The following is a 16,623-nucleotide window of genomic DNA, read 5'->3' on the forward strand; positions in this document are numbered from 1 at the left end:
CGGGTGTCCGGCAACCGGCCCGGATTTACAGTCGCTCGAAGCGCAATTCTGGGTTATTCAGGCGTTGACGCCTTCCCTCCAGATCAGTCCCTCACCATGTCAGGCCTGCTTCTCGATCCGTGGTTCTACGCGGCCGCCATTCCGGCGGTTATTCTGGTCGGCCTGTCCAAGGGCGGATTCGGCGGCGCTGTCGGTTTCGTCGGTGTGCCGCTGATGGCGCTGACCATACCGCCGGTGCAGGCGGCCGCCATCCTGCTGCCGATCCTATGCCTGATGGACATCGTCTCGGTGTGGACGTGGTGGGGCGTGTACGACCGCAAGATGCTGGTCGACATGATGCCAGGCGCCGTCATTGGCATCGGCCTCGGCTGGCTGACCGCGGCACTCGTCACCGAGGAGGCGGTGCGGCTCATCGTCGGTGCGGTCGCCATCATCTTCGTGCTGCGCTGGCTCTATCTGCAGTTCCGCCATGGCTCCGACCATGCCGCCGAGCCCAACCGCGTGGCTGCCGCGATCTGGGGCACGGTCGCCGGCTTCACCAGCTTCGTCGCCCATGTCGGCGGCCCGCCCTTCCAGGTCTATGCCTTGCCAATCCGGCTCGATCCCAAGGTGCTGTCGGGCACCGCCGCGATCTTCTTTGCCGCCACCAATGCGCTGAAACTCATCCCCTATTTCGCGCTCGGCCAGTTCGACACCGCCAATCTGACGGCGTCCGCGGTGCTGATGCCGCTGGCGCCGCTGTCGACCATCGCCGGCGCCTGGCTGGTGCGGCGGATGCGGCCCGAGATTTTTTATCCGTTCACCTACGCGACCGTGGCCGTCGTTGCCATCAAACTGCTGTGGGACGGCCTAGCCGGCCTGATGTAGCGGGCGAGGCGGCTGTTCAGCCGCTCCCACCGTCTGTGGGATCAGGCGGCGCTGGGCACGAGGCGACGGTTGCCGCCAAAGGCCAGCGTGGCGCCCACTGCTATGACCAGCGCCATGCCGGCGAGGATACCGACATCATGCATGGTCGGCTTGAGCACCATGTCGGCGACGATCACCAGCATCACCGCATAGTCGAAGCGCGCCGCGCTCATCATGCGCTGGCCAATGGCTAGCACAGCCGGCGTGACGCCCTCCTTGGCCACCATCGCACCCATGCGCTCGCCGGTCGGCTTGAAGATGAACATGCCGATCGAGAAGGTCGTGGCGTAGCCGATCAGGCCGATGATGATCCACAGGTCGGAGAAGCCGACCCAGACACCGCACATGATGAGGCCGAAGAGCAAGGTGAGCATCGACATCGGCGCGAAGAAACGGCCGCCCAATTGTCCGCTGGCACGCATCGCCTGGAGCTTGTCCTCGATGTTGCCGGCGCGTTCGGCAAGCACGCCGAGCAGGAACAGCACGAAGCCGCCGCCGACCCACAAAGTGGCTGAGACGATGTGGAGAAATTTGACGATCGAATACCAGTCCATCGGTTGCTCCCGGGATGTTTCCGTTGGGTTTGCGGTGGCGCGGATTTGCGCCGGCCGTCAGAGGAGTGGGCGTTTAGCGTGGCGCGTGTTTCGGAACGATGTCGCGAAAAAACCGGTTCTGTTTCGGCGGTTTTCGATCGGCGTGGCTCTCGACAACAAGCCGATGCGCGGTTTCATTTTCTGCTATTGTCGGATGCGTCAGGGGGGCGCGACATCGTCTGGAAACACTGCCGATGCTAGTGCGCCGACGCCGGGAGCCCGGCGGCGGCTATAATCGCCTGACGATCAACCCATTCCCGAAAACGGGAAAAGGCAAATTCGAGGGACAGACATGCAAGGGGTAGCACGGAATTTCTTCACGCTGGCGATCATCTATGCTTTGTGCGGCATGGCGCTCGGCATCCACATGGCGATCAGCGAAGACCATGGCCAGATGCCGACTCACGCTCACATCATGGTGGCAGGCTGGCTGATGTCGGCGGTCTTTGCCTTCTTCTATCACCTGTTTCCGGCCGTCGGGCAGAAGACGATCGCCGTCGTTCACTTCTGGCTGACCGCGATCAGCGGAATCGGGCTCATGATCGGCCTCTTCATTCTGCTTGCCGGCACGCCGGCAATCGAACCGATGTTGGGAATCGCGTCGATCGGCTTCTACGCAGGCATGCTGCTGTTTGCCTTCATCGCGCTGCCGGTGGTCTGGAAAAAGGCCTGAACTGGTGCCATCGGAGGTCTTGAGACTGTGCTGTTACGGCACAGGAATCGGGCGTTCGGTCGAAAAACATCGGTGCCGTTAAAGGTTCATTAAGCTTTACAGGCGTTTACTATGCGCATCCAGTGATCTGGATTCTTACCGAGTGGTTGGAGCCACTTTGTTTGACGCCTCCCTGTTAAACTCCTGAGAGCCGCCTTATCCGCGGCTCTTTTTTTGTCCCCATTCCGGTGGCACGCCGGGCGTCGGTCCGCTGTTAACCTTCTGTTAAACATGTGCTTGCCTTCACCCCCGCCAAAGCGCATTTTCAAGCTTCAGTCGTATAGGGTTCCGGATGTATCGGCAGTGAGCCGAATCGGCCGGTTGCAAGTGCAGGGGCGTAGCAATGAACGAGCCTTCGAAGGGCAGTGCGAAAACCGTGAAGCTGGCGGAGCGTCGGGTTTTTTCGCACTCCTTCAAACCGCTCTACCAGGAAGGCATGGGGCTGGTCGAACAGGCGGCTGAGTATCTCGACGGCAAGGGCCGCGCCGAGGCCAAGAAACTGTCGCGGCTGGCGGCCACGCTCTACGCTGCCGAATCGATGCGGCTGACGACCAGGCTGATGCAGGTTGCCTCCTGGCTGCTTTTGCAGCGTGCGGCCAATTCCGGCGAAATGACCCGCGACCAGGTCGCTTCGGAAAAGTCCAAGGTGCGGCTCGACACAGCTTCCGCGCATGACGAAGCCGCCGGCTGGGCCGAACTGCCCGAGGATTTCCTCGATCTCGTCAACCGCTCGCTTCGCCTGCAGTCACTTGTGCGCCGCATGGACGACGAAATCTACGGCGCCGGCGCTGTGGTCGATATGCAGCCGATGGGCCGCCGGCCCAATCCGGTTTCAGACCAGATCAGCTTGCTGAACACGGCGTTCGCCCGCAACTAGGCAATCCCACCAGATTCTCCTGGCCCGGCAAGGGCATTGTTTCCGGTTTGTTCACATTTCGCTGGCATCGCTGTCGGCCGGAGGTAAAGTGACCGGATGGGGGACGCGATTCGCATCATTGGCATCGATCCGGGGCTCAGGCGCACCGGATGGGGCATTGTCGAGAGCCTCGGCAATTCCTTGCGTTTCATCGCGTCCGGCACCGTGCGTTCCGAGGACAAGGCGGCGCTGGCGACGCGGCTCTGCCAATTGCATGACGGGCTCGCGGAAGTCCTGCATGCGGCAATGCCGCATGAGGCGGCCGTCGAACAGACCTTTGTCAACAAGGATGCCGTGGCGACGCTGAAGCTCGGCCAGGCGCGCGGCATCGCCATGCTGGTGCCGGCGCGTGCCGGCCTGGTCGTTGCCGAATATGCACCCAATGCGGTGAAGAAGGCAGTCATCGGCGTCGGCCACGGCGACAAGAAGCAGATCCACATGATGGTCAAGGTGCTGCTGCCCAAAGCGATCTTCGACACCGAACATGCCGCCGACGCGCTGGCCATTGCGATTTGCCACGCCCATCACCGGCAGAGCGTGGCCTATCGGATGGCGCTTGCCGGCTAGCGGTGTTCTTGACTTGTTCACGTTGAGAGGATAAGTAATACCGCAGAGGTATTACCATGCGCGTCACCACCAAGGGGCAAGTTACGATCCCCAAGCCGATAAGGGACCATCTGGGCATCGGTCCGGGTTCCGAGGTGGAATTCGTGGCCACCGACGGGGGCGTTCAGCTGGTTGCCGTCAACGAGAATCTCTCCCAGGAGGAGAAATTGCGCAGGTTCAACGATGTCCTTGACCGGATGGAGGGAACGTTGGATCTGGGAGGCATGACCACCGATCAGTACATGGAGTGGTTGAGGGGGCCGCGTGAAGATCTCGACGTTGATTGACACAAATGTCCTGATCGACGTTTGGGGACCAGCGGGACCGCTGAAAGAATGGTCGGCGTCGGCGATCGCTTCCTGCCGCCGCGATGGTGCCTTGGTGCTAAACACAATCATCTGGTCCGAGCTCGCGCCGCTGATCTCCACAGAGACGGCGCTTCGAAAAGCCGTCGACATGCTTGAGATGGATCGCGAACTTGTACCTTGGGACGCAGCGTTTCTTGCGGGCGTCACGCATTCCCGCTATCGCCGGGCTGGTGGTGTCCGCGAACGAACCTTGCCGGACTTCTTTATCGGCGCTCATGCGACTGTTGCCGGGCATCGTCTTTTGACACGCGACGCCGCGCGTTATCGCAGTTACTTCCCCGACCTCGACATCATCTCTCCGGAAACGCACCCATGAAGGCCCATCTTCCATGAAAGATCTGGCATGATCGGCAAGCTCAAGGGCACGTTGGACGAGATCGACGAGGATCATTGTCTCGTCGACATTCATGGCGTCGGCTATGTCGCCTATTGCTCGGCGCGCACGCTGGCGGCGCTGCCTTCGCCCGGCGAAGTGGTGGTGCTGTTCATCGAGACCTATGTGCGCGAGGACATGCTGCGCCTCTACGGCTTCCAGTCGCAGCTTGAGCGCGAGTGGTTCCGGTTGCTGATGAACAACGTGCCGGGGGTCGGCGCCAAAGTGGCGCTCGCCATCCTGTCGACGCTGGCGCCAGCCGACCTAGCCAATGCGATTGCGTTGCGCGACATCGCCATGGTTTCCCGCGCGCCCGGGGTCGGCAAGAAAGTGGCCGAGCGCATCGTCACCGAGTTGAAGAACAAGGCGCCGGCCTATGCGGGCTCTGCCTCTGGCACCATCGGGCTAAAGCAGGAACTCGGTGAGGGCGTGGCATCAGCGCCAATCACCGACGCTGTCTCGGCTTTGGTCAATCTCGGCTATTCGCGCGACACCGCTGCCAACGCGATAGCCGCGGCGCTGAAGACAGCGGGCGAGGATGCCGACGCCTCGAAGCTGATCCGCTTCGGGCTGAAGGAACTGGCGCGGTGAGGGCTCGCTTGTCCGTTTCCCTGCCCTATGCGAGGAAGGCAGCATGAGCCTGTCGCCCCGTCTCATTGCGCCGGAAAAACGCGGCGAGGATGCCGAGCAGACCTTGCGGCCGCAGACGCTTGACGATTTCGTCGGCCAGGCCGCGGTGCGGGCCAATCTCAAAGTGTTCATCGAGGCCGCCAAAGGCCGCAACGAGGCGCTCGACCATGTGCTGTTCGTCGGGCCGCCGGGGCTGGGCAAGACGACGCTGGCGCAGATCATGGCGCGCGAACTCGGCGTCAATTTCCGCTCGACTTCCGGACCGGTCATCGCCAAGGCTGGTGATCTCGCCGCCCTGCTCACCAATCTCGAAGAAGGCGACGTGCTGTTCATCGACGAGATCCACCGGCTGAGCCCGGCGGTGGAGGAAATCCTCTATCCGGCGATGGAGGATTTCCAGCTCGACCTGATCATCGGCGAGGGACCGGCGGCGCGCTCGGTCAAGATCGACCTTGCCCGTTTCACGCTTGTCGCAGCCACCACGCGGCTTGGCCTGCTCACCAACCCGCTGCGCGACCGTTTCGGTATTCCGGTGCGGCTCAACTTCTACACGGTCGAGGAACTCGAGCAGATCGTACGGCGCGGTGCGCGCATCCTGCAAATGCCGCTTGGCGACGATGGCGCGCTGGAGATCGCGCGGCGCGCGCGCGGCACGCCGCGCATTGCCGGCCGACTGTTGCGCCGCGTGCGCGATTTTGCCTCGGTCGCCGGCGACGGTCATGTCGACCGTAAGATCGCCGATGAGGCGTTGACCCGGCTCGAGGTCGACGCGCTCGGCCTGGACGCGCTCGACCGCCGCTATCTCTCGATGATCGCGCGCAATTTCGGCGGCGGTCCGGTCGGCATCGAGACGATCGCCGCAGGCTTGTCCGAGCCGCGCGACGCCATCGAGGACATCATCGAGCCCTATCTGATCCAGCAAGGTTTCATCCAGCGCACGCCGCGCGGTCGCATGCTGACGGCCAATGCCTGGCGCCATCTCGGCCTCGACGCGCCGAAGGATCTGGCGCAGCAGCAGATCAACCTGTTCCAGGAAGAATAGCCGCCAAGCGATCAGGCGTGGGTGCCCAGACCGGTGATCAAGCATCCGTGAACGTCTTGCGCAGAATCTGCTCGTCTTTGTCGATTTGCCGGCGCAATCGTGGATTTTATCGGCGCTGTCTCGCGGCATGCCGCCGCGATCCACCTGCCGGAGCCCTAGAATGATAACCAGACGCGGGTTCCTGCGCTTCATCGGCGGGTCGTTCGTGGCGGCCGCCGCGCTCGGCGCCTATGCGGTCGGCATCGAGCCGATGCTTTTGACGCATGTGAAGCGCTATGCGCTGACGCCGCCGCATTGGCCTGATGGCTTGAAGCTGCGCGTTGTGGCCCTTGCGGATATCCATGCCTGCCGGCCGTGGATGACACCGGAGCGGATCGCCTCGCTTGTCCAGGATGCCAATGCCCTGCAGCCGGATGTGATCGTTCTGCTTGGCGACTATATTGCCGGCATGCGCCTGGTGACAGGCGGGGTGACGCCATCGCAATGGGCGTCCGCTCTGTCGGGCCTCAAGGCCCCGCTCGGCGTGCTGTCGATCCTTGGCAACCATGACTGGTGGCACGACGGCTTCGCGCAGCGGGCCGGAGTCGGCCCAACCATAGCGCGCAAGGCCTTGGAGAAGGTCGGCATCCCGGTGCTGGAGAACGATGTCGTGCGCCTGGAGAAGGATGGGCACGGCGTGTGGCTCGCCGGGCTGGCCGACCAGCAGGCCCTGTTGCCGACCGAGGAGCGCCCGGGATTGACGGGGTTGGACGATCTCGACGGCACACTGGCCAAGGTCAGCGACACCGCGCCTGTCATACTGCTCGCCCATGAGCCTGACATTTTTGCCACCGTGCCGTGGCGGGTTTCGCTGACCCTGTCGGGCCACACCCATGGCGGACAGGTGCGGCTGTTCGGCTATTCGCCCGTCGTGCCGTCGCGTTTCGGCAATCGCTACGCCTATGGCCATGTCGTCGAGAACGATCGCAATCTTATCGTCTCAGGAGGGCTCGGCTTTAGCATCATGCCTGTGCGTTTCGGCGTGCGGCCGGAGATCCTGCAGATCGATCTCGGCTAGAATCTTACATCTGGGCATGATCTCTGGACAAACGGAAATCGTTTGTCCGAGAAAACCCGGATCCACTTTTCGGGATCATGCCCGGCCTCAGTGAAGTGACCTGATCACGTCCATCACGTCAGGCTCGGCCTTGTCGCCATTGAAGGCGTCGACGATGCCGAAGGCGCCGCCATAGCTCCACACCGACCATGAGAAGCCGTGTGCCTCGGCGCGGGCGGCCATATCCTTGACATAGGCGGCGCGGTATTCGGCCGGCATCACATAGGCATTGCCGTATTCCTGGCGGATCATGCCGAACTCGCCCAGCGTGATGTTTTCCGGCTTGATGCCGTTGGCCTTCGCCCATGCGTCAATTTTCGTGAACGGCGCATCCATCAGGCCACGCAGTTTGTCAGGGCTGTCCATGCTGGCGACCTGTTCATCGAGATAGGCAAGCATGCCGCTCTGCCGTGTCCAGGGCGCCTCGGCCTTGATCCGGGCGCGGATCGTGTCGAGCGTCACGTCGAGCTGCGCCTTCGGCACCGCGGTCAGCGGATAGGGCAGGCCGGTCACATAGGGGATAAAGTCGCCGGCCCAGGTCGCGCCCTGGTGGGTCAGCAGGAACGGATCGTAGGAGTGAAAGGTCCAGATGACATTGTCGTCGGGGATCGCCTTGGGATCGATCTTTTCCAGCGACGAGGCGGCGGAATAGCAGGCGCCGGTCAGCACCAGCGTTAGTTTTGGCGCAGAGGAACGCGCCGCGGCGAACAATTTCTGCTGGCGGTCCGGCCACAGGCTGGTGCCGTCGCTGTCGCAGTCGACGATCGGTTCGTTCATCAGTTCGAAGGCGACCTTTTGGGGATCCTCGCCGGCCAAAGTGCGACCCATCTTGCGCACCATGTCGACGTAGCGGTCGAAGATATGCGGGCCGTCCATCACTTGCGCCATGCCGATCTTGCGGCTGCCGCCGGCCGGGATCAGGTGCATGTCGACGATCACCTTCAGCCCGGCGCGGTTGATCATGCGCACCGAGTCGAGCACGCTGGCATAGAGGTCGTCACGCAAGGCCTCGGTCCGGCCGGACAGGAAGGGCGAAGGGTCGACAGGCATGCGCAGGAAATCGAAGCCTGCTTGCTTGAGCGCTGTGAGATCGTCCTCCTTGAGGAACTTTCGCCATTCCGGAAAGGGCAGGATGGCCTTGGCGTCGCCCCACTGATCCTCGCCTGGCCAGGTGACCCACTGATCGAGATTGAGGCCGCGCTTCATCGAGAAGGTCGCCGCCTGGCAGGCTAGCGTGCAGGCCACCAGCACAAGCAGCGCCGCCATCAAACTCTTGATCATCGCCGTCAACAGTGCCATCCGATGTTAGATCAGGATGGCGTTTGGTTTAACCGTCATCCTGATCTATTTCTTTGCTGGAGCATGATCTTTGGACAAACGGAAACCGTTTGTCCGAGAAAACCGGTTCCCACTTTTCGGGATCATGCTCTAGGTCACGTGGGGACAGGTGCCTCGTCGAGACCGAAAAAGGAAGCGCAATGGACGATCATGGTGAATCGGCGACGCTGCTGGCCGGGCTTTCCGGCGCGCTGACGGCGTTCGGCCACCGGCTGATGGCGCGGGTCTACTATGCCGACACCGATTTCTCGGGCGTCGTCTATCACGCGCGCTATCTCGAATTCCTCGAACGCGGCCGCTCCGACTATCTCAGGCTCACCGGCGTGCATCACACGGAACTCGCCGACGGCAAGCATGGCGAGAAGATCGTGTGGGTGGTGCGCCGCATGGAGATCGACTTCCGCAGCCCCGCGCGCATCGACGACATCCTGACCGTCGACACCCGCACCGACAGCATTTCCGGCGCGCGCATCTTCATGGCGCAGCAGCTCAAACGCGGCGACGAGGTGCTGGTCGAGGCCAAGGTCGAGGCGGCGATCATCGGCGAGAATGGCCGGCCGAGGCGCTTTCCCAAGGAATGGGTGGCAGCCTTTATGCCCAAGGCACTGCCGACGGCCGATTAGGCGAATTACGCCGTAGGCGATTGTGCCTGCTCCCTAACCGGGCGCGGCAATGCGCCGCGCCATATTCACTAACCCATCCTTAACCATAACGGTTCATGAAGAGATTGGTGAAGATTGGCGCTATCCAGCGCCTTCCTTTCACCAATATTTGCCCTGAAAAGGCCGCTAACGGCACGGTTTGGGGTGTCCGGTAGCTTCGTGCGAACCGACCACAAGGGATGCCAGGGGCCAGCCGCCAGCTTCGCCCGGAAATCTTAAGGACGTAACGATGGAAAATATCGCACTCGCCGACCCGGGCGCGCAATTGTCGATTTGGGCGCTGTTCATGCAGGCCAGCTGGGTGGTCAAGCTGGTCATGATCGGCTTGCTCTGCGCCTCGGTCTGGACCTGGGCGATCATCATCGACAAGCTGGTTGCCTATGGCCGCATGCGGTTGGCGCTGAACCGCTTCGAGCAGGTCTTCTGGTCCGGACAGTCGCTGGAGGAGCTCTACCGTACGCTTGCTGACCGCAAAACCAGCGGCATGGGCGCCATTTTCGTCGCCGCCATGCGCGAGTGGAAGAAGAGCTTCGAGAAGGGCGCCAAGACGCCGCTCGGGCTGCAGACCCGCATCGACAAGGCCATGGACCTGGCGTTGACCCGCGAGATGGAGAAGCTGGAGGGGCGCCTCGGCTTCCTCGCCACCACCGGCTCGGCAGCCCCTTTCATCGGCCTGTTCGGCACGGTCATCGGCATCATGACCTCGTTCCAGGCGATTGCCGGCTCCAAGAACACCAGCCTTGCTGTGGTTGCGCCCGGCATCGCCGAAGCGCTGCTGGCGACGGCCATCGGCCTGCTCGCCGCCATCCCGGCCGTCATCGCCTATAACAAGCTGTCATCGGATGCGAGCAAGATCGCTGTGCGCATGGAAGGGTTCTCCGACGAGTTCTCCGCCATACTCTCGCGCCAAATCGATGAAAAAGTCGCGCCGAAGGCCTGAGGAGTAACGAGATGGGTATGTCCGTAGGCATGGGGGGACGCGGCGGGCGCGGCCACCGGCGGCGCGGCCGTCACCACGCGCTGATGTCGGAGATCAACGTCACGCCGATGGTCGACGTCATGTTGGTGCTGCTGATCATCTTCATGGTCGCCGCACCCATGCTGACGGTCGGCGTACCGATCGACCTGCCCGATACGCAGGCCAAGGCGATGAATGCCGACACGCAGCCGATCACGGTCTCGATCGATGCCACGGGCAAGATCTTTCTGCAGGAAACCGAGATCCCGATCGAGGAGCTGGTGGCCAAGCTGCAGGCGATTTCGAAGACCGGCTATGAAGAGCGCATCTTCATCCGTGGCGACAAGTCCACCGACTATGGCACCGCGATGAAGGTCATGGCCCGCATTTCGGCCGCTGGCTACAAGAATATCGGCCTGGTTTCATTGCAGGAACAGGATCAATAGACGCGAGATGAAGACCGGCCTCACCACATCGGTGATCTTGCATACGGCGGTGCTGGCCTTCGGCCTGTTCACCCTGTCGGCGCCGGCCGCGCTTCCGTCCGCCGATGTCGAGTCGGTCGCGGTCGATATCGTGCCGATGGAAGCCATTGCGCAGACGCTGCAGGGCGACAAGAAGGCGGTGATGCATGAGAAGCCGGCGCCGCTGCCGACGCAGCGTCCCGATGTCGTGCCGGTTGCGCAGAAGGTTGGCGAAAACAGCGTCGACACCGACAAGCCGATAACGCCTGAAGCCAAGCCGAAGCCGGTCGACACCACATCGGCTCCGCCACCCGCGCCGACCCCCAAGGAAACGCCGAAGACCGAGGACGTGCCGAAGCCGCAGGAAAAGCCGAAGCCCATTCCGGCGACGGAAGTGGCACCTGCCCCGACACCCAAGGAAGAGGTCAAGCCCGAGCCGGTCAAGCAGACCGAGCCCAAGCCGACGCCGGCCAAGCCGGCGCCGACCCCGCCGCCGCAGGACAAGACCGCGGCAATAGATCCGACGCCCGAAGTCAAGCCGGATGCCGTCGCCGAGGCGATAGCGAAGGACCCGCCGACCGAAGAGACGCAATTGCCGAGCTCGGCGCCCGCGCCGGAAGCGCGGCCGAAGCCGCAGCCAGCACAAGCCGAAAGCGCCAAGGCGCCGGACCGCAAGGATGCCGACAAGCCGGTCAAGGACGCTTCGTCGAAGCCGAAATCCGACGACAAGCAGTTCAACGCCGCCGAGATTTCCGCTCTCCTCGACAAGCAGAAGCCATCCGGCGGCGGCGCCAAGCGCTCGACGCAGCAGGCGTCGCTCGGTGGCGACAAGGATCAGGGCCAGAAGCTTTCGAAGTCCGAGCAGGGCGCCCTGGAGAGCCAGTTGGGCGGTTGCTGGACCTTGCCGGTCGGGCTGGAAGGTTCGGAGAATTTCGTCGTCGTCGTGCGCTTCAACCTGGACAACTCCGGCAAGCTCGACGGTCGCCCGTCCGTCGAAAAGTCGAGCGGCAACCGGCAGTTCGATGAAAGCGCGGTGCGCGCGGTTCAGAAATGCGACGTGGCCGGCCTGCAGGTTCCTGCCGGCAAGCAGGACATCTGGAACGACATCCGGGTCACCTTCGATCCAAGGGAGATGCTGGGCCTCTAGGCCCTGACATCCGAAAATCAGTATGAGAAGCGAGAAGACATGAAATCAATCCTCAAGCCGCTCCTGATGATCGCAGCAATGGCGATGGGCATGACTGCTGCCGGCACGCTGCCGGCGCTGGCGCTCGTCGAGCTCAACGTCAACAAGGGCAATGTCGAGCCGCTGCCGATCGCCATCACGGATTTCCAGGGCGGCGATGCGCTTGGCGCCCAGATTTCCCAGATCGTCACCGCTGATCTGAAGCGCTCCGGGCTGTTCGCGCCGATCGACAAGAGCGCCTTCATCGAAAAGATAACGAACCCGGACGCCGCCCCTCGCTTCGACGACTGGAAAGTCATCAACGCCCAGGCGCTGGTCACCGGCAGCGTCAGCAAGGAAGCAGACGGGCGCATCCGTGCGCAGTACCGGCTTTGGGACACTTTCGCCGGACAGCAGATGGCGGGCGAGCAGTTCTTCGCCAACGACGCCAATCAGCGCCGCGTCGCCCACATCATCGCCGACGCGATCTATGAGCGGCTGACGGGCGAGAAGGGCTATTTCGACACGCGTGTCGTCTTCATCGACGAGTCCGGCGCCAAGAATGCGCGCAAGAAGCGCCTGGCCATCATGGACCAGGATGGCGCCAACGTCCGCTACCTCTCGGATGGCAAGTCGATCGTGTTGACCCCGCGTTTCTCGCCGAACCGGCAGGAAATCACTTACATGTCCTACGAAAGCGGCCAGCCGCGGGTCTATCTCCTGCAGATCGAGACCGGGCAGCGCGAACTGGTCGGCAATTTCCCCGGCATGACGTTTGCGCCGCGCTTCTCGCCCGACGGCCAGAAGGTGATCATGAGCCTGCTGCGCGACGACGGCAATTCCAACATCTTCGCCATGGACCTGCGCAGCCGCTCGACGACGCGGCTGACCAACTCGACCGCCATCGACACCTCGCCTTCCTATTCGCCCGACGGCAGCAAGGTGGTGTTTACCTCCGACCGCGGCGGCCGTGCGCAGATCTATGTCATGGGCGCCGACGGCTCGGGCCAGACCCGCATCTCCTTCGGCGACGGCGTCTATTCGACGCCGGTGTGGTCGCCGCGCGGCGATCTCATCGCCTTCACCAAGCAGACCGGCGGTGAATTCCAGATCGGCGTCATGAAGACCGACGGCTCGGGCGAGCGCATCCTGTCGTCCGGCTTCCAGCAGGAAGGACCGACCTGGGCGCCGAACGGCCGCGTGCTGATGTTCTTCCGTGATTCCGCTGGTGGCCCGAAATTGGTTTCCGTCGACCTCACCGGCCGCAATGAGCAGCCGATCCCGACCGCGAACTTCGCCTCGGACCCGGCCTGGTCGCCACTGTTGGAATAGGTTCGGCCGAATTGCCACACATGCTGAAAAGGGGCCGTTTCGGCCCCTTTTCCATGCATTGGTCGCGTTTTGGCCGCATTTCCGCCTAGGGTCCGCGCCAACTGTGGCTTCGGATCAAGAGGTTGCGGACGGGCAACCTAAACCGGCCTAAACCAAATTTTAACCGTGTTTCTTGAATGCCGGTTAACCCAAACGTGGTTACTGGGTGATCAACGAAATCACTCGAATACGATCACTCGAAATACGAAGGAGAGGCGGCATGGGCCGTATCGCAGCACTTACCAGAAACCCGGCCATGATCGCGCTGGTGGCGTTGCTCGCCATCACCGGTTGCGCCTCGAAGAAGACGCCAAACAACGCCGCTGACCTTGGCCTCAATGGTGCCGGTGCTGCAACGCCCGGTTCGGCGCAGGACTTCACCGTCAATATCGGCGACCGCATCTTCTTCGATACGGACTCGACCTCGATCCGGGCTGACGCACAGCAGACGCTTGCGCGCCAGGCGCAGTGGCTGAACCAGTACAAGCAGTATGCCATCGTCGTCGAAGGCCATGCAGACGAGCGCGGCACACGCGAATACAATCTGGCGCTCGGTGCCCGCCGCGCCGCCGCTACCCGCGACTTCCTGGTCTCCAAGGGCGTCGCTTCCAGCCGGCTGAAGACCATTTCCTATGGCAAGGAGCGTCCGGTCGCGGTCTGCGACGACATCTCCTGCTGGTCGCAGAATCGCCGCGCGGTCACCACGCTCAGCGGCGCCGGTTCTTGATCGGCAAAAATACAACACAGCTTTGCGAAAGGCGGCCCTCGGGGCCGCCTTTTTCATATCCGGACACCTGAAACAAAATTTGGCCGAAGTCTCGCGCCCTGCTATGAGCCGAGGGCGCTTGGCTGGTCCCACTCTGGTTGGAAGGCGCGAAACAGACTAACGACACACGGCGAGAGGCACATGCATTTGAGATCGGTTCTGAGCGGCACGCTTGCGCTGCTGCTCCTATCAGGCGTCACCGCCCCGGCTAGCGGCCTGGCGGCCAGCGGCACAGGGCAATCAACCGACAGCGGCTTTTCCTTCCATCTGCCCAGCCTCGAGCTGCCCAGCCTTTTCGGTGAAAAGAAGAAGCCGGATCAGGTCCAGATGGTGCAGTCCGATCCTACTGCCGTCACAAGTCTGGAAGACCAGCTGAGGCAGATGAACGGCAAGATCGAGGAACTCAATTTCCAGGTCCTGCAGATGCAGGAGCAGATCCGCAAGCAGCAGGAAGACAACGAGTTCCGCTTCCAGCAGCTGGAAGGCGGCTCGCAGGGCGGACAGGCACCGGCGGCACCAAAGAAGAAGTCCGACGCAACCACCGACACCAACACCGACGTGGCCGCGGCCCCGGCAACCCAGGCGCCGGCTGATTCCGGCGCCGCTACTGGCAGCGATCAGTCGAGCGGCGGCAAGACGGTCGAGGATGTCATCGTCGAATCACCCGATGGCGACCCCGGCAAGGTGATCCCCGGCACGGGAGCGCCGGAAAAGACCTTTGGCTCGATCACCGTCGACAAGAACGGCAATGTGATCGATGCCGGCGGCAACACCCAGGCAACCGCCCCGGCGCAAGATACCGCCCCGGCCACCGGCGCTCCGGCCAAGGCCGGCAAGTCCAATGGCACGATCGTCGCGGCGCTGCCTTCCACCAAGGACCCGGAAGAACTCTACCGCAATTCCTATCAGTTTATCCTGTCGGGCGATTACAGCACCGCCGAACAGGGTTTTCGTGATCATATCTCGCGCTTCCCCAAAGATGCCAAGACGGCGGACGCGCATTACTGGCTGGGTGAATCGCTGCTTGGACAGCAGAAATACCGCGACGCGGCCGAGGTCTTCCTCGCCGCCAGCAAGGACTACCCGAAGGCCAAGAAGGCACCCGACATGCTCTTGAAGCTTGGCGTGTCGCTGGTCGGACTCAAGCAGCACGATGTCGCCTGCGCCACCTTCAGCGAGGTCGGCAAGCGCTACCCCGATATCTCCAGTGCACTCAAGGAACGCGTCAAGCAGGAGAAGGCTCTGGCTGCCTGCTAATGCTCGCGACCGAGCCTGATCTTTCGACCAGCCTTCTTTCCAAAACGAAGAGTCTTTTTTCGCACATCGATTTTACCCACGGTGCCGTTGCGGCCGTGTCCGGCGGCAGCGACTCGACCGCCCTGCTTCTCCTTCTCAAACTGCATCTCGACCGAACCGCACCGTCAGCGAAGCTGCTGGCCGTGACGGTTGACCATGGCCTGCGGCAAGGTTCGGCGGCCGAAGCCCAGACCGTGGCGAAGCTTTGCGCTGAGCGCGGCATTGCCCACCGCACCCTGGCCTGGGCCGGAAGCAAGCCATCGAGCGGTCTGCCGGCGGCGGCGCGGGAAGCGCGCTACCGGCTGCTGGCCGAAGCGGCGCGCGCGGAAGGCATCGGCCTGATCGTCACCGGCCATACCGCCGACGACCAGGCCGAGACGGTGCTGATGCGGCAGGCGCGGGGTGAGGGCCGAGAGTTCGCCGGAGTCGCAGGCCGCGGGCTTGCCGGCATGGCGCCGGCCACCCTCTATGACTGGCGCGAGTGGATCGTTCGCCCGCTTCTGGGCACGCGGCGCTCAGCACTTCGCGAATTCCTGCGGCGGGAACATGTCGGTTGGGCCGATGATCCGACCAATATCGACGAGGCCTTCGAGCGGCCGCGCGTGCGCGCCGCGCTTGCCGGTGAAAGTGTCGAGTCCATCGAGGGCAGGCTGCTGCTCGCCAGCCAGGCCGCCGTCGAGCGCAGTCAGCTTGGCGCCGGCGCCGCCGATCTGATCCATCGCCTCGCCAGCCAGCCGGCCACCGGTCTCATCCGCCTCGACCCGCGCCTGCTTTCGGCCGGCGACGATCAGGCGGCCATCTACGCGTTGCGTATTTTGCTCGCCACCGCCGGAGGCGCTGCCTTTCTTCCGGATCAGGCACGCAGCGAGGCGTTGTTCGATCGGCTGAAGGGCGGATTTCTTTGCGCCACATTGTCGCGGACCGTGGTTGATTGCCGGCGCGCCGGCATCTTCCTGCGCCGTGAGGCGCGGGGTTTGCCGCTCGCCACTGCTGCTGTCGACAACACCATCTGGGATGGCCGCCGCCACATCACATTGAACGCCAGTTCAGACGCATTGTTGATCGCTCCGCTGGGTGCGACCGCAGCGAAGCGCCTGGCGATTGATGACGGAGAAACCCCGGCAAGCCTGATGCGTGCCGCGTTGGCTGCGGAACCGACATCCCAGCAAGCCTTTGAAACCCCTGGCTTGCAGCAGGGCGAGCGAGGGTCGCCAGGGTTCGTGGTGCGGCCGGTCGTGTCGCCTTTTGCCCGCTTCCTGCCGTCCTTCGATCTGGCGCCGGCGCAGGCCGTCGAGGGGTTGATCGGCGCGTCGCCGCTTCCCCCTCCGCCATTGCGCGGCCACAGTGCCGATTGATGGTTG

At 63.1% G+C, this 16,623-nt stretch carries 19 protein-coding genes; 17 read left to right on the plus strand and 2 right to left on the minus strand.

The annotated features are described in order from the left end of the window. Positions 1–96 precede the first annotated feature (96 nt). A complete protein-coding gene (locus AC56QX_RS08375) occupies positions 97–867 on the plus strand; it encodes a sulfite exporter TauE/SafE family protein (RefSeq protein ID WP_497115166.1) in 771 nt (256 codons plus the stop codon). 41 nt (positions 868–908) lie between these two features. Here AC56QX_RS08375 and AC56QX_RS08380 read toward each other — a convergent pair whose 3' ends face one another. Further along, a complete protein-coding gene (locus AC56QX_RS08380) occupies positions 909–1,460 on the minus strand; it encodes a DUF2269 family protein (protein WP_497115168.1) in 552 nt (183 codons plus the stop codon). Between the two features lie 331 nt (positions 1,461–1,791). On the opposite strand from AC56QX_RS08380, the gene AC56QX_RS08385 reads away from it, so the two are divergent. From AC56QX_RS08385 to AC56QX_RS08420, 8 genes are all read left to right on the plus strand, one after another. Next, positions 1,792–2,172 carry a hypothetical protein gene (locus AC56QX_RS08385; protein ID WP_497115169.1) on the plus strand — a complete coding sequence of 127 codons (381 nt, stop codon included), beginning with the start codon at positions 1,792–1,794 and terminating at the stop codon, positions 2,170–2,172. A gap of 382 nt (positions 2,173–2,554) precedes the next feature. Further along, entirely contained in the window at positions 2,555–3,088 is a 534-nt protein-coding gene (rcdA, locus tag AC56QX_RS08390) for a protease adaptor protein RcdA (protein WP_497115171.1), read from the plus strand. 96 nt (positions 3,089–3,184) lie between these two features. After that, on the plus strand, positions 3,185–3,694 hold the full coding sequence (gene ruvC / locus AC56QX_RS08395; RefSeq protein ID WP_497115172.1) for a crossover junction endodeoxyribonuclease RuvC: 510 nt from the start codon (positions 3,185–3,187) through the stop codon (positions 3,692–3,694). A gap of 56 nt (positions 3,695–3,750) precedes the next feature. After that, entirely contained in the window at positions 3,751–4,020 is a 270-nt protein-coding gene (locus AC56QX_RS08400; protein WP_497115174.1) for an AbrB/MazE/SpoVT family DNA-binding domain-containing protein, read from the plus strand. Then, positions 3,998–4,417, plus strand: a complete 420-nt coding sequence (locus AC56QX_RS08405; RefSeq protein ID WP_477221705.1) for a type II toxin-antitoxin system VapC family toxin — start codon at positions 3,998–4,000, stop codon at positions 4,415–4,417. Before AC56QX_RS08400 ends, AC56QX_RS08405 begins: the two co-directional genes overlap by 23 nt. 27 nt (positions 4,418–4,444) lie before the next feature. Then, entirely contained in the window at positions 4,445–5,065 is a 621-nt protein-coding gene (ruvA, locus tag AC56QX_RS08410; protein WP_497115176.1) for a Holliday junction branch migration protein RuvA, read from the plus strand. Between the two features lie 43 nt (positions 5,066–5,108). Beyond that, positions 5,109–6,146 carry a Holliday junction branch migration DNA helicase RuvB gene (gene ruvB / locus AC56QX_RS08415; protein WP_023811851.1) on the plus strand — a complete coding sequence of 346 codons (1,038 nt, stop codon included), beginning with the start codon at positions 5,109–5,111 and terminating at the stop codon, positions 6,144–6,146. Between the two features lie 160 nt (positions 6,147–6,306). After that, positions 6,307–7,203: a metallophosphoesterase gene (locus tag AC56QX_RS08420; RefSeq protein ID WP_497115178.1), complete on the plus strand. Its 897-nt coding sequence runs from the start codon at positions 6,307–6,309 to the stop codon at positions 7,201–7,203. A gap of 87 nt (positions 7,204–7,290) precedes the next feature. Here the strand turns inward: AC56QX_RS08420 and AC56QX_RS08425 are convergent, their stop codons facing one another. Next, entirely contained in the window at positions 7,291–8,541 is a 1,251-nt protein-coding gene (locus tag AC56QX_RS08425; protein ID WP_497115180.1) for a glycoside hydrolase family 5 protein, read from the minus strand. Between the two features lie 179 nt (positions 8,542–8,720). Between AC56QX_RS08425 and ybgC the strand changes: the two genes are divergently transcribed. From ybgC to tilS, 8 genes are all read left to right on the plus strand, one after another. Then, the gene (gene ybgC / locus AC56QX_RS08430) at positions 8,721–9,203 is read left to right on the plus strand and encodes a tol-pal system-associated acyl-CoA thioesterase (protein ID WP_497115182.1); all 483 of its coding nucleotides are present in this window, start codon (positions 8,721–8,723) and stop codon (positions 9,201–9,203) included. A gap of 268 nt (positions 9,204–9,471) precedes the next feature. Then, a complete protein-coding gene (gene tolQ / locus AC56QX_RS08435; RefSeq protein ID WP_475456308.1) occupies positions 9,472–10,182 on the plus strand; it encodes a protein TolQ in 711 nt (236 codons plus the stop codon). Between the two features lie 11 nt (positions 10,183–10,193). After that, complete coding sequence (tolR, locus tag AC56QX_RS08440; RefSeq protein WP_027141797.1) at positions 10,194–10,646, plus strand: protein TolR; 453 nt, start codon at positions 10,194–10,196, stop codon at positions 10,644–10,646. A gap of 7 nt (positions 10,647–10,653) precedes the next feature. Beyond that, the gene (tolA, locus tag AC56QX_RS08445; protein WP_497115184.1) at positions 10,654–11,811 is read left to right on the plus strand and encodes a cell envelope integrity protein TolA; all 1,158 of its coding nucleotides are present in this window, start codon (positions 10,654–10,656) and stop codon (positions 11,809–11,811) included. Between the two features lie 39 nt (positions 11,812–11,850). After that, positions 11,851–13,161, plus strand: coding sequence for a Tol-Pal system beta propeller repeat protein TolB (gene tolB / locus AC56QX_RS08450; protein WP_475456314.1), 1,311 nt, complete (start codon positions 11,851–11,853; stop codon positions 13,159–13,161). Positions 13,162–13,420: 259 nt separating this feature from the next. After that, on the plus strand, positions 13,421–13,927 hold the full coding sequence (gene pal, locus AC56QX_RS08455; RefSeq protein WP_477444640.1) for a peptidoglycan-associated lipoprotein Pal: 507 nt from the start codon (positions 13,421–13,423) through the stop codon (positions 13,925–13,927). Positions 13,928–14,107: 180 nt separating this feature from the next. Continuing rightward, positions 14,108–15,223, plus strand: a complete 1,116-nt coding sequence (gene ybgF, locus AC56QX_RS08460) for a tol-pal system protein YbgF (protein ID WP_497115187.1) — start codon at positions 14,108–14,110, stop codon at positions 15,221–15,223. After that, the gene (tilS, locus tag AC56QX_RS08465) at positions 15,223–16,617 is read left to right on the plus strand and encodes a tRNA lysidine(34) synthetase TilS (protein ID WP_497115189.1); all 1,395 of its coding nucleotides are present in this window, start codon (positions 15,223–15,225) and stop codon (positions 16,615–16,617) included. Before ybgF ends, tilS begins: the two co-directional genes overlap by 1 nt. Positions 16,618–16,623 lie beyond the last annotated feature (6 nt).

The sequence above is a fragment of the Mesorhizobium sp. RCAM 06353 genome (assembly GCF_059683585.1).

What these genes read in the sequence shown, in the direction of transcription:
- AC56QX_RS08425 (WP_497115180.1), bottom strand. Translation starts at nt 8,541, where the DNA reads ATGGCACTGTTGACGGCGATGATCAAGAGTTTGATGGCGGCGCTGCTT.
- AC56QX_RS08380 (WP_497115168.1), bottom strand. Translation starts at nt 1,460, where the DNA reads ATGGACTGGTATTCGATCGTCAAATTTCTCCACATCGTCTCAGCCACT.
- ruvB (WP_023811851.1), top strand. Translation starts at nt 5,109, where the DNA reads ATGAGCCTGTCGCCCCGTCTCATTGCGCCGGAAAAACGCGGCGAGGAT.
- tolA (WP_497115184.1), top strand. Translation starts at nt 10,654, where the DNA reads ATGAAGACCGGCCTCACCACATCGGTGATCTTGCATACGGCGGTGCTG.
- AC56QX_RS08400 (WP_497115174.1), top strand. Translation starts at nt 3,751, where the DNA reads ATGCGCGTCACCACCAAGGGGCAAGTTACGATCCCCAAGCCGATAAGG.
- AC56QX_RS08375 (WP_497115166.1), top strand. Translation starts at nt 97, where the DNA reads ATGTCAGGCCTGCTTCTCGATCCGTGGTTCTACGCGGCCGCCATTCCG.
- AC56QX_RS08385 (WP_497115169.1), top strand. Translation starts at nt 1,792, where the DNA reads ATGCAAGGGGTAGCACGGAATTTCTTCACGCTGGCGATCATCTATGCT.
- ruvA (WP_497115176.1), top strand. Translation starts at nt 4,445, where the DNA reads ATGATCGGCAAGCTCAAGGGCACGTTGGACGAGATCGACGAGGATCAT.
- tolQ (WP_475456308.1), top strand. Translation starts at nt 9,472, where the DNA reads ATGGAAAATATCGCACTCGCCGACCCGGGCGCGCAATTGTCGATTTGG.
- ybgF (WP_497115187.1), top strand. Translation starts at nt 14,108, where the DNA reads ATGCATTTGAGATCGGTTCTGAGCGGCACGCTTGCGCTGCTGCTCCTA.
- tolB (WP_475456314.1), top strand. Translation starts at nt 11,851, where the DNA reads ATGAAATCAATCCTCAAGCCGCTCCTGATGATCGCAGCAATGGCGATG.
- tolR (WP_027141797.1), top strand. Translation starts at nt 10,194, where the DNA reads ATGGGTATGTCCGTAGGCATGGGGGGACGCGGCGGGCGCGGCCACCGG.
- AC56QX_RS08420 (WP_497115178.1), top strand. Translation starts at nt 6,307, where the DNA reads ATGATAACCAGACGCGGGTTCCTGCGCTTCATCGGCGGGTCGTTCGTG.
- rcdA (WP_497115171.1), top strand. Translation starts at nt 2,555, where the DNA reads ATGAACGAGCCTTCGAAGGGCAGTGCGAAAACCGTGAAGCTGGCGGAG.
- pal (WP_477444640.1), top strand. Translation starts at nt 13,421, where the DNA reads ATGGGCCGTATCGCAGCACTTACCAGAAACCCGGCCATGATCGCGCTG.
- tilS (WP_497115189.1), top strand. Translation starts at nt 15,223, where the DNA reads ATGCTCGCGACCGAGCCTGATCTTTCGACCAGCCTTCTTTCCAAAACG.
- ruvC (WP_497115172.1), top strand. Translation starts at nt 3,185, where the DNA reads ATGGGGGACGCGATTCGCATCATTGGCATCGATCCGGGGCTCAGGCGC.
- ybgC (WP_497115182.1), top strand. Translation starts at nt 8,721, where the DNA reads ATGGACGATCATGGTGAATCGGCGACGCTGCTGGCCGGGCTTTCCGGC.